The following is a 12985-nucleotide window of genomic DNA, read 5'->3' as shown; positions in this document are numbered from 1 at the left end:
CAACCTAAATGTTTTTAACTGAAAAATTAAAATTATACATTAAAATGAAAAAAATAAAAAAGAAAGTTAGTAGGACAAAGTTTTTTATTGGATTACAAGTAGTATTGAGTTTTCTACTATTGAGTAGTTTTACATCAATAGAAAAAAATCCAAATGAAAAAGATAAAGATGTAGTTATCGAAAACAAGTTAGTTAAAGTTTCAGTAGACGAAAAAAATGGTTGTTTTTCTGTGTTAGAGAAAACATCAGGACAATTATGGAATTCTGACCCCTGGGACCAAGCAGCAGGAACCTTGTCTGTGATGGTAAATGGGAAATCACAAACGGTAAATATTTCGAAAAGTAAGAGTATTACCGTCTCAATAAAATCAAAAAATGTTATTTCTATTTCATTTATGAATCCAATTTTGGATGATGAAACTCTTGAAGGAATAAGTATTGAGACAGAATTACGCCTTGATCCTGTAACAGCAAAATTAGACATTGAAGTTCTTTCTTATAAAGGAGGTAAATATAAGTTGACTGATTTAAATTACCCGACAAGAGCATTTAGTTTAGAGACAGATGTTGATAGAGGAGCAGCAGTAATCCCTCAAAAACAAGGCGTAATTTGTCCGTCGTATATATTCCCTATGAATGGAGGTTCTTTTTGTATGTGGGATGATGCAACTTATACTGCTAAAACAATAGGGACATTAGATTTATTTAATGCATCAGGATTAACTATGCCATGGTGGGGAACTTACAATGAGAAATCTGCAGTTATAGGTATAGTTGATGAAGCTTCTAGGCCTAAAATGTTTTATAATCTTAATAACAATGGACAATATTTATTTAATCCTGAAGGTAAAATGTCTCCAAACAAACGTATTGTTTATTTGGATCCTATTTGGAACTTAAAGAAAGAAAACCAGCCGAAAATAATTAGCTACCAATTTATTCCAAAAGGAAACTATGTAGACATGTGTAAAGTGTATCGTAAGGAAGCGATTAAAAGGGGTTATTTTGTGTCCTTGGAAGAAAAAGCTAAAAGAGATCCCGATGTAAAGAAATTGGCAGGAGCTGTGTATATGGGAGTGTATGGTGCATACCCACATTATGTAGAGATGCCGGGAATGACTTTTACATTCAAAGAATTGTCAGAGATGATCAAAACAACTCATGATGAGCTCAAGGTAGATAATGCTTTTTTTCATGCTTGGGGAGTATTCTCAAATTTTGTTCCAAATTGTTGGCCTATTAATGAAAATTTAGGAGGTGTTTCTGGTTTAAAAGAAGCGGTTGATTTAACCAAAAAGTACGGTTATTTGTATTCATCTTATCATGCTTATTCAGCAACCTTGGAGAATGATCCAAAGTTTGATACTGGTTTGTTTGCTAAGAATGACAAAGGATCTTTGAAAAATACGGGAAGCCGCTGGGCGAATATTGACCAAAACAAACAATTAGGTTTAGCTCAAAAAAGTCTTGACAAAGAAATTGCAGCTTTAGGTCTTGAAGCAGATATTACAGATATTTCATTTTCTTATTTTGCAGACGAAGACAATACAGGATATTTTAATTTAGCAAAATACCTGGATTCCAAAAATTTAGTAAATGGTACAGAGCACGGTCAGCAGCAATATATACCTTATTTTGATATGTTTGAAGGAATGACCTATTTGAACTCTAATTTGGCACTTTTTACTCATAGAGCACCCTTGTTTAACTTAGTGTTTCATGATGCAATTGGTGTTTTTGGTAAAATTCAAGATCCAGACAATCAAATCTCAGAAAATGGTGATTTTGCAGTGAAATCATTACGTAACATGTTATTTGGAATAGGAAGTACGATTTTCTTTTCGCCTTATGAGTTTGATGGAATGAAAGTGATGATAAAAATGGCTAACGAAGTGGTAAGTCCAGTAAATAAAGAGACATTTTTTGCTGAGTTAGTATCACACGAATATTTAAGCCCTGATTTTAATCTTCAAAAATCAAAATTTTCATCAGGAACAGAAGTGATAGCTAATTTAGGACCTGTAAAACAAAAAACTAAAGAAGGTCTTGAAATTCCTGCTTTTGGGTATCAAGTAAAATATAAAGATGGAAAAGTTTCAAAAGGTAGTTTTCAAATTAGTTACAAGAACTAAATAACAATAACAGATAAGCTTTAAAAGCTATAACTCTAATCAGAGTTATAGCTTTTTTTTTGTTTTAGACTTAAATGGTAATGATTTGGTAATTAAAAGGTAAGAAAGTGTTAATACAGGGTAATTTTAACAAAATATTATCTTAGTTATTTGGCTTAATTTGTACAACCTACTTTTGTATAATTGTGTACATCGTAAAAAATGTTTATATTTTTTTTTATATTGATACTAAAACTGGTCTTTACTTGAGTTATTCAATGTTTATTGTAGTATATTAGTGTTATTAAAGAAAGGGAGATGGAGATTAATTTTGACAGTATTTTAACTAAATAATTTTTTATTAATATGGATAATTATTAACTCATTAATAAGCGAAAGAATGAAAACAAATCAGACTAACAAAAATCACTCAACAGTACGAAGGACTGTTTGGTAAAAGCAAAAGCCTAATGCTAGTTTTAATCTAATACGTTTTTTTATAATAAAGAGTAACGATTTTTATGAGAAAAAAATAGGGTAATGTATTAAAAGCAGTATTGGACTCGAATATGAAGGAAGAATAAAAAATAAACTAAAATTAACCAAATGAAAATTAGAGAAATTATTAAACAAAAAAATGCATTAGGTCGTTTTTTGTTTCTTACCCTACTAGCATTATTCTTTAATGTTGCAGCACATGCCCAAGTAGGTGTTGTTCAAGGAAAAGTAGTTGGAGACGAAGACGGTTTTCCTATTCCAGGGGTTTCAATCGTTGTAAAAGGTTCTGCTAAGGGAACCGCAACTGATTTTGATGGTAAATTTACCATTAAAGCTAATGATGGTGATTTGCTAACCTTCACTTACATTGGATTACGAACTGTCAATGTGAAGGCCGTTAAAGGGATGACTGTAAAAATGAAATCAGTAGCGCAGGATCTTTCAGAGGTTGTGGTAATTGGTTATGGTACTCAAAAAAAGAAAGAAATTACTGGAGCGGTAGCAAGTATTAAAGCAGAGGATATTTCAAATATCGTAACTTCTGATTTAGGAAACGCTTTACAAGGACAGATTTCAGGGGTAAACGTAGTAAGTTCTGGAGAACCTGGAACGCCTTCTGAAATTTTAATTAGAGGTGTGACTTCAATCATTGGAGGAAATACCCCTTTGTATGTTGTAGATGGTATTCCTCAAGAAGGTGACCCAGGGATTGCACCTAGTGAAGTAGAAACTATTGATGTATTAAAAGATGCGGCATCTGCAGCAATCTATGGTACACGTGGAGCTGCAGGGGTAATTTTGATTACTACCAAAAAAGGTAAAGCTGGTTCTATGAGTGTAAGAGTTGACGCTAGTCGTAGTTTTGATCGTTTAGGTTCTGCGATACCATTACTTAATGCTAGGAATCAAACATATACCGACGTGTTGCTTCAAAGAAATGACGGAACAAAAGATGATGCTATTGGTATTTCTAATTTTGTAAACAGTCCAGATAGATTTCAATATGATAATAATGTGTCGAGATTACTATTTGTTGATAATGCATCTACTCAAAATTATAATGTAAATGTTAGCGGAGGATCTAAAGATCTTAAATATTCGATGGTAGCTGGTTTTTATGATAGAAATGGAGTTATTCTAAAGTCTAATTTTAATCGTTTTAATACAAGATCGAATGTAAATTATAAAAAAAATAAATTGACAATTGATTTAGGGATTGGTATTACTAAAGAATCTAATAATAGAGGAGCTGCTAATACAATTCAGCAATTAATCCGTTACCAACCAACTCAGCCTTTATTAGATCCAAATGCAGATCAAGTAGATACTTTTGGAGGTGCTGATCAAAACACAAATACAAGTATTGTAAACAGTTTGAATATTAGTGATATAACAAAATCTACACGATCTTTTGGAAATATTAGTTTAGGTTATGAGTTGTTGAAAGGTTTACATTTCACTACTAGAGCGGGATTTAATGATTTTTACTCTAATCGTTCAAGGTTCATTCCATTTCAAAGTTTTGTTAATGCACAAACAGGGGTTGCGGTAAATAATCCTATTTCAAGTTATGTTGAAAACCAAGATCAAAGACGTACTTCAATCAATTGGGATGCCTCTTTAAATTATGAAACTAGATTTAATAAAGATCACCATTTGACATTGACAGCGGCTACTTCAAGAGAACATTACCAAAACAATCAATTTACAGCAAACAAAAGAACAGTTGTTGATAATGATATTCAGGTTTTTAATGGTGCTACAGGAGTTGCAAATATTACTTCAGGACCCGATTATGTTACTAGATTGGCTGGTTATATTGGTAGAATGCAATACGATTACAAGGGGAAATATTTGATTAGTTCAAGTATTCGTAGAGATGGATCATCTCGTTTTGCTGCTCAAAACCGTTGGGGTTTATTTCCATCTGTTTCTGCTGCTTGGAATGTATCTGATGAACCATTTTTCAAACCTTTGAGCAATGTAATCAACAACTTCAAAATTAGGTTGAGTAATGGTACTGTAGGGAATCAATCTTTTGATGATTACTCATATACAAATACAATTTATAGAGATCTTGTGTATCCTTTTGCTACCAATTCGACAGCTTCTATTCAAAACTCATTAGGAAATCCAGATGTAAAATGGGAGACTTCTGTACAAAAAAACTTCGGTATTGATTTAGGTCTTTTTAAAAATAAATTGACAATTAGTGCAGAGTACTATGAAACGAACAAAAATGATATGTTGTTTCAATTGTCTCTACCTGGTTCAACAGGGTTGAATGATACTTCAAACGGTGCTGGTTTTTCAGTAAGACCACTTTCAAATAATAACCAAGTTGTTTTGAATGTTGGTAATATGACAAACAAAGGTTTTGAGTTAGCAGTAGGTTTCCGTGATAAAATCGGAAAATTGAAATACAGAATGAACGGTACATTTACAACTAATAAAAATGTCGTTACAAACACTGCAACGGATACACCTTATAGCTTGACAACAGATTCAGGAATTGTTCCTGGAGCAGGTGCAAATTCAACTCTAACAAGTATTACTGCAATTGCAAAAGGGTATGAAGCTGGTGCTTTCTTTATCAGAAAAACAAATGGACTTGTAGATACTCCAGAAAAATTAGCTGCTTACCAACTTATTGTACCAGGAGCTAAAATGGGTGATTTGATTTATATCGATCAAAATAACGATAAGAAAATTGATGATCAAGACAGGGTTTATGGTGGTAGTGGTTTGCCTAAATTTGAAATTGGTTATAATTTGAGTTTAGATTATAATAATTTCGATCTTTATGTTAATGCTTATGCTGCAGTTGGTCAGGAGATTGTTAATGGTTCTAGAGCAACTGCTATAGCTCTAGGAAGAAGTGAAGAGATATTGAATTCTTATTCTGATGCAAATCCAACTGGGAAATTGCCAGCTTATAGAGGTACATTCTTGACACATGATAATTACTTACCAATATCTGATTTGTTCATTGAAGACGGTTCTTACTTAAGAATTAGAAATATTACTTTAGGGTATAGTTTGTCTAAGAAAACACTCAAATCAATTGGAGTTGATAAATTTAGAATCTATTTAACAGGACAAAATTTATTCACATTTACAAAGTATACAGGTTATGATCCTGAGGTAGGTGGTAATGTTAGTAGAAGAGGTTTGGATAAAGGGAATTACCCTTTTGTAAAATCGTATTTATTAGGTTTGAATTTTAATTTTTAAATTATTTAGTGATGAAAAAAAATTTTTATAAATATATATCATTAGTCTTAGTTGCTGGACTTTCCTTAAGTTCATGTAATCCAGACTTGACAGAGATAAATCCTAATTATTCCACAACAGCTTCTTATTGGAATAATCTAGATGAAACCAATCAAGGAATTACAGCATTGTATACAACCTTGTTGAATACAACAATCTTTAATGTTAGAGAAGAGACGGTACGATCTGATATGGGGTATTATGCAGCAACTCGCCCGTATGCAAATGCTTCTGTAGGAGATCAATCGGTTACCTTTTTTACACAAACGTTTAATGGAGATGTAAAAGCGGTATTTCAAAAATGGGATGGATGTTACAAAGGTATTTACAGAGCAAATCAAGTAATTGAAGCACTGACAAGGATTCAATCTAAATCTGATCCTGTTCGTTGGAAGCAACAAATGGGTGAAGCACGTTTCTTTAGAGGTTTATTTCATTTTTATTTACACAATGCTTTTAACAATGGAAATGTTCTTATTGTAGATCATACTCCGGTTACCAAAGAAGATTTATTTGGATCTGTATCACCATCTGCAAAGGTTATTGAATTCTTTAGAAAAGATTTACAATTTGCAGTTGATAATTTATTGCCAGATATCAATGCAGAAAAAGGACATGTAAATCAAGCGACTGCTGCTACAATTTTGGGAACTAGTTATTTGTATGAAGGTGATTTTCCTAATGCTAAAATTCAATTTAATAAAGTTATCTCAAATCCAAACTACAGTTTAGAGAGAGATATGTCTAAAATGTTTACAACAGCGGGCGAGTTTAACAAAGAATCTCTTTTTGAAGTGATTTATGATATCAGTATTAGACCTGATTTAGGCTTATTTGATGAAGAATCAACTACGAACAGGTTAGCATTCTTGTCAATAAGTACTAATAATATGTTTTCTCCTCCTGCTTGGGTAGCTTATGCTTATAAAACAGAGAAAATGGATCCGCTTGATAGTAGAAATTACAAAGGTGGTGTGATTCTTCCTGCAAACCTACGTGGTGTTTCTTTAAGAGCGTCGGCAATGGTTATTCTTCCTGAAGATTTACAAACGCCAGTTTATAAATTTGCAAATGGAATTGAAGCGGCAGCTCCAAATACAGCCTCACCAGGTTTAAATCTTGGATTTAATACAACAGCGACAGGTGGTTTCTTTGGAAATATAAGTTTGTACAAAAAATATTTAAATACAGATCAAACTGGTTTTAATGGAGAGAATTCTTTACCATTAGGAAGTCAGAAATCTTCTAAAAATGTTGTTGTTAATAGATTATCGGAAGTTTATTTGATGCAAGCTGAATGTTTAATTAAAACAGGAGATGTTCCAGGAGCATTAAAATTAATGAATAAAATCCGTGAGCGTTGGGGGTTGGTATTGTTAGGGCCTGCAGGTTCGGGAGAGTTTGCTGGAAAAACATATGATACTTCAAAAGATTACTTGAATGCGAATGTTTTGATGGATCAATTGATGTATGTTGATAAGCCATTAGAGCTCTCTGCAGAAGGTTGTTCTTCACGTTTTTCAGATTTAAGAAGATGGGGTAAATTGAAATCTCGTTTTGAAGAACTTGCTGCTACTAATTATTATGTTAAAAACTTCACCTATACAAAATCTACAGGTGGAACAGCAACAAAAAATAACGCATCAGTTTTGAATGCTCCAGCAACTGGTGCTACTTTAATCCCGAATGAATTTGATTTTCCTTCACGTAATTATAATATTGCAAATGGTAAAAATGATTACTTGCCAATACCGAATAGTGAATTGAATAGAAATCCGAATATACTTAAATAATATAAATTAAATTAAGATGAAAAAATTAATAATAATAGTAATAGGAGTAATTGGTTTCTTTTTCACAAGTTGTGAGAAAGAATCAATCACAGGGTCTCCAACGTATTCTGATGTTACTTGGTATGCTAGTACCGGATTAAAAGTTACTACGCCAACATTTACACCGCCACCAACTCAAATCGCAGCAGGTAAGGCATTATCGATTTATGATCTTTCACAAGGTGCTTTAACTCATGAGTGGAAAATTAGTGATGGTGCAAGTTTTTTGTTGCCAGGATTTAAAAATGCTAGTCCTGTAGGAACTGTAAATGATTTAACTCCTTTTATTGATCCTTCAAAAGGTTTATCAACTACAGATAATACTGTTTTTATTTTATTTCCTACTGTTGGAAATTATACTGTAACTTTAAGAGATACATTTAAAGAAAAAGTAACTTATAATGGTTCTGTACCGGTTGATGCAGTTTTGATAGATGGTGTTTGGGTTTTTGAGCAAGTATTCCAAATACAAGTGGTTACTACTATTGTACCTTAGTATTTAAATAAAGATTTTTTGTAGTTAGTTTTTTAAGGCTATTCCATTTATTTGGGGTAGCCTTAATTTTTTATAGTCATTTTATAGTAAAAAATAATTTTAGAATTGTCTAAATCTTTCTTATTTTTGTTTATAATTATGATATATGTTTTTTTTAACATATATATAAAGTAAAACTGCAATCAAAAAAAATATTTTATAATGTATTAAAGAACTTAATTGCTTAACTTTGAATTTCTGGCTTTACATTAAGGAACGTGCTTCAACTTATTTATTGACCGTGCTTTTGTGGTAAGAATTTTAGATTAGGATTATTAGTTAAATAATAGATATTAGCCTGCTTGTATGAAATTAGTTTTAAAAAATACAGAAAGTTTTGTGAATGCTCGATTAAATATCAGAGCAGCATTGATAGCGTGTAAAGATTCGTTTTGGCACTATCATTCACAGTACGAACTAATTTATATATCAGAGAGTAGTGGAGTTCGTTTTGTGGGTGACAATGTATCTCATTTTCTTCCAGGTGATTTAGTATTAGTTGGTCCCTTCTTGCCACATCTTTGGAGAAATGATCCTTCCTATTCTGATGCTGACGAAGATGCTCATGTAAAGACAATAATATTAAAGTTTACCAAAAATTTTTTAGGAGAGGGAACTTTTAGTAACCCAGAATTTTCTAGTATTAATCACTTATTAGAGCAATCAAAATATGGAGTTTCCTTTAGTAAAAACGTGAGTGATTTATTACATTCAGAGTTGATTGAAATTGTTGAATTATCACCAGCAGAACAGTCTATTAAATTATTAGATTTATTGCGTAGATTGTCACTTTCTTCAGAGAGACTAGTACTTTCATCTTCAGACATGAGTCAGTTGGCTACAGATGATTCAGGAAGATTGGATACTGTTATAAAATTTATTTCAGATAATTATGCCGATTATATTAGCTTGGCTCATGTTGCGGATATCGCTTGTATGACAACAAACTCTTTCTGTCGTTTTTTTAAAAAAATGACAAATAAATCATTTACTGAATTTTTAAATGAAGTTCGTATTCGAAATGCCTCCCGATTATTAGTGCAAGAAAATTTGCCTGTTTCAGAGGTAAGCCATATGGTAGGTTATAAATCGATTACCAACTTTAATAAGCAATTCAAACACATTATGGGTAGTACTCCAAAAAATTATAAATATAGTTTGTAAAATTATTTGTAATTCTTTAACAGTTTTTGAGGCTATTCACTAGCCTCTTTTTTTTTGTTTATAATACATGAAATTTAACAATTCGTTTAGATTAAGCAAATTTTAGGTCAGTTGGTTATAATTGTGTTAGTTAAGGGTAATATTGATAGTTGGTTTTTTGTTTTTTTTGTTTTAATTTGTAAAACAAGTAAGATTAATTAAATGAGGTTTATGAATTTCACTTTGTTTTTTTTAACAATATTTTTTAAAAATTTGTGGTTTATTCATTAGGGATTCACTTTAAAACTATTCCTTTTTTTTGATGAATATATTTGTTTTAATTGAACCAAATTTTGATTCAGTTTTAATATAGATTACAACTTCACTTTTTATAATTTATAGATTTTTTATTTCAATAGAAATTCTTATTTAACTATATACTATTAACCAAAACTAAAATAATGAACCAAAATTTACAAAACATTTTTAAAGTACTACTAATACTCTTAATTAGTTATACTAGTGAGGCTCAAACAGTCCAAAAAAAACTGACTAATACTACGAAACCTAATATTATTTTGATTCTTGCAGATGATTTGGGATATGGAGATGTAGGTTTTAATCGTGCGACCAATAGTGAGCCATTTCCTGCAGATAGGGGGATTATACCAACACCTAATATTGATGCTTTGGCAAATAGTGGTATTATTTGTAAAAATGCGCACGTTGCACATCCATTTTGTGGTCCTAGTAGAGCGGCATTATTAACAGGTATGTATCCTCATAGAATAGGAGCACAGTACAATTTACCAAATGATATAACATCAACGCTAGGAATCCCAACCAATGAAACTTTTTTTTCTAAGTTAGTGAAAGATGAAAATTACAATACAGCTGCTTTTGGTAAATGGCACTTAGGATTTTCCGAGGGATCTTACCAGCCATTGGATAGAGGTTTTGATTATTTCTTTGGATTTTTGGGAGGTGGAAAAGGATATTTCGAAAATGGTTATGAAGATCTTTTTTATAGAAGGCTTGGAGGGAATAACCCGACTACAAATGAATACCAAGACCCCTTGCAAAGAAATAGAAGTTACGTTGATAGAAATGAATTTAGCAATGCAGAAAATGAAGATTATTTGACCGATGTACTGACCAATGATGCAATTAATTATATTGGTACAAATGCTCATAAACAAGATCCCTTTTTTATGTATTTAGCATATAATGCTCCACATACACCACTTGAGGCACCTGCGGATGAAATTACTTTGTTTAAACAAAATAATCCTGATTTTGAAAACTTAGTACGAAATAGTACCTACATATCAGAGTCCAATCCAATAAAGAGAATATCAGATCCTACTGCTCGTGAAGCAAAGATTGAAGAGTTTGTACAAGATCGTATTACCTATGCAACAATGGTAAGTAATTTGGATACTAATATAGGTAAATTAGTAGCAGAGTTGAAGAAAGATATGAATGTGTATAATAATACTGTCATAATATTTTTGAGCGATAATGGTGGTTATACCTATAGCAAAGGAGCTGTTAACTTTCCGCTTGATGCATTAAAAGGTAGTGTCCTTGAAGGAGGTCATAAAGTTCCCATGTTTGTACACTGGCCAAATAAAATTACTACTCCCTCAGTGTATAATTATCAAGTAAGTTCGTTGGATTTATATCCAACTATTGTGAATTTGGCAGGAGGTACGGTTCCAAATACAAAAATAATTGACGGAAAAGACATTATGAACCAGTTAATAGCTGGTCAAGATGTAAGGCCAGAAGGACAGGCTCTCTACATTATGCGACCACAAAATGGATTTCATAATGGTGCAGTAATGTCTTACCCTTGGAAAATTGTTAAAACTGGAGGTAAAGGAAAATGGAAATTATTCAATATTGTAAATGATCCTGGAGAGACAAATGATGTGAGAAGAATAGAGCCTACTGCAGAAATTGTAATTCAAAAATTATTGGATCAAGCAGTGGCTTGGTTGAAGGAATTTAAAAATGTAAAACCTGCTTGGTATGATAATGACGGTGAAGATGGACCTAATGGACCCGTTGGACATCCTCATCAAGCTTTGTGGGATGATGGTACGTTACCAGGGTATGATACATTGTTTGAAAGTGAAGATTTAAAATTAGGTTTAAATAGTATTCAGAAAACGAATTACAAATTATATCCTAATCCTACAATGGATTACCTGAATTTAAATTTCAATCAAACGATTACTACTTTAGAACTTGAAATCTTGACGATGACTGGTAGTGTAGTGAAAAAAATTAAAGGAACTAGTACTAATAAACCTCGTATCGATGTCTCAAGTTTACCGATTGGAAACTATATTTTGAGAATAAAAGCAGATGGAAAGACATCATTTGAGAAGGTAATAAAAGTGTAATATTATTATCTAAAATACCAAAACTCCTAAAATCAATTCACTTTTTTGGTTATAGGGGTTTTTTGTTAAAGTATTCAGATGTTAATTTTTGAAATAGCTCACTATTTTATATACTTTATTAGTGTAGTATTACTAATAATAAATGGTGCTTGAGATAATTTTTGTTTAATTTTAATTATACCAAATATGTTATATATTATAAGAAAGTCAATTTCCTTATTGTTACCGTGTGTAATCATAGTAAATACCCTGGGATGTAGTCCTTCAAAAGAGGATGCGCAATCAGTAGTTATTCCACCTGTAACATCTGTTCCAGACGTTGTTAATCCACAATTGCCTTTGTCTGATCAATCCAATGTAGGTAAATGGGTTTTGAATGAAGATTTAAGTGATGAGTTTGAAGCTTCTACTTTAAATCAAGACAAATGGTTTATTCAAGGAACAGGAGGTGTTTACCAATCTAATTTTATTGGTCGTGCTCCTTCTCAGTTTTCCACCAAGAATGTTCGACTAGAAGAGGGTAAGTTGAAACTCGAAACACGATGGGATACTTCGTTTGTTTTTTCGTCAAAAGTAGATAATGGCACGAAATTTGAAAATATTACTACAGCTGCTGTTATCTCCAAAAAAGAGTTTACTTATGGTTATATGGAAGTAAAGTCTAAAGCAGCAGATTGCGAAGTCACTAGTTCATTTTGGGCAATTGGTGGCAATACTGAATTTGATTTTTTTGAAATGTTTGGAGATCATAAACAACCAAACAAAGAGGCGGCAGGTAAAGAAAGAGAATTGTGGTGGTCTATTCACGACTGGACTTCTGCCGGAAAAGGAAATACTACCTATACAGAGAGCCATGATTTAGGATTTAGAGTTGCAGCTTCTTTTCATGTGTATGGATTCGAATGGAGTAAAGATGGTCTTACCATTTATATTGACGGTAAATTATTCAGAGAAATTTCTCGAACTACAATCAATGCCTATGATGATATATTGAAGCATAATGGAGGAAATGGTGTCAACGAAAATTTTGTGGTAACAAAACCAATCAGGATATGGTTTGATCAAGAAACTTTTCCCTGGCATGGTGTTCCTGATTCCAAAGAAGAAGTTGGTGTTACGGGAAAAGTCGATTTCGAAATAGAATATTTTAGATTATGGCAGAAAAAGGAATAAGTAAAGTAA

General features: G+C 32.0%; 7 protein-coding genes. All 7 read left to right on the top strand.

Annotated features, from left to right (window positions below; genetic code table 11):
* Positions 1–44 precede the first annotated feature (44 nt).
* The 7 genes from M2326_RS06500 to M2326_RS06470 all read left to right on the top strand — a co-directional run bounded on the left by M2326_RS06500 (position 45) and on the right by M2326_RS06470 (position 12976).
* Positions 45–2132 carry a hypothetical protein gene (locus M2326_RS06500; protein ID WP_264618747.1) on the top strand — a complete coding sequence of 696 codons (2088 nt, stop codon included), beginning with the start codon at positions 45–47 and terminating at the stop codon, positions 2130–2132.
* 585 nt (positions 2133–2717) lie between these two features.
* The gene (locus tag M2326_RS06495) at positions 2718–5843 is read left to right on the top strand and encodes a SusC/RagA family TonB-linked outer membrane protein (RefSeq protein ID WP_264618746.1); all 3126 of its coding nucleotides are present in this window, start codon (positions 2718–2720) and stop codon (positions 5841–5843) included.
* An 11-nt stretch (positions 5844–5854) separates the two neighbouring features.
* The gene (locus M2326_RS06490) at positions 5855–7675 is read left to right on the top strand and encodes a RagB/SusD family nutrient uptake outer membrane protein (protein ID WP_264618745.1); all 1821 of its coding nucleotides are present in this window, start codon (positions 5855–5857) and stop codon (positions 7673–7675) included.
* Between the two features lie 16 nt (positions 7676–7691).
* Positions 7692–8210: a hypothetical protein gene (locus M2326_RS06485; protein WP_264618744.1), complete on the top strand. Its 519-nt coding sequence runs from the start codon at positions 7692–7694 to the stop codon at positions 8208–8210.
* A 345-nt stretch (positions 8211–8555) separates the two neighbouring features.
* The gene (locus M2326_RS06480) at positions 8556–9413 is read left to right on the top strand and encodes an AraC family transcriptional regulator (protein ID WP_264618743.1); all 858 of its coding nucleotides are present in this window, start codon (positions 8556–8558) and stop codon (positions 9411–9413) included.
* Between the two features lie 440 nt (positions 9414–9853).
* Complete coding sequence (locus M2326_RS06475) at positions 9854–11803, top strand: sulfatase-like hydrolase/transferase (RefSeq protein WP_264618742.1); 1950 nt, start codon at positions 9854–9856, stop codon at positions 11801–11803.
* 186 nt (positions 11804–11989) lie between these two features.
* On the top strand, positions 11990–12976 hold the full coding sequence (locus M2326_RS06470) for a family 16 glycosylhydrolase (RefSeq protein ID WP_264618741.1): 987 nt from the start codon (positions 11990–11992) through the stop codon (positions 12974–12976).
* Positions 12977–12985 lie beyond the last annotated feature (9 nt).

It is taken from the genome of Flavobacterium psychraerolatum, from assembly GCF_025960985.1.
Lineage (GTDB): Bacteria > Bacteroidota > Bacteroidia > Flavobacteriales > Flavobacteriaceae > Flavobacterium.
This window is presented reverse-complemented; position numbering and strand designations above follow the sequence as displayed.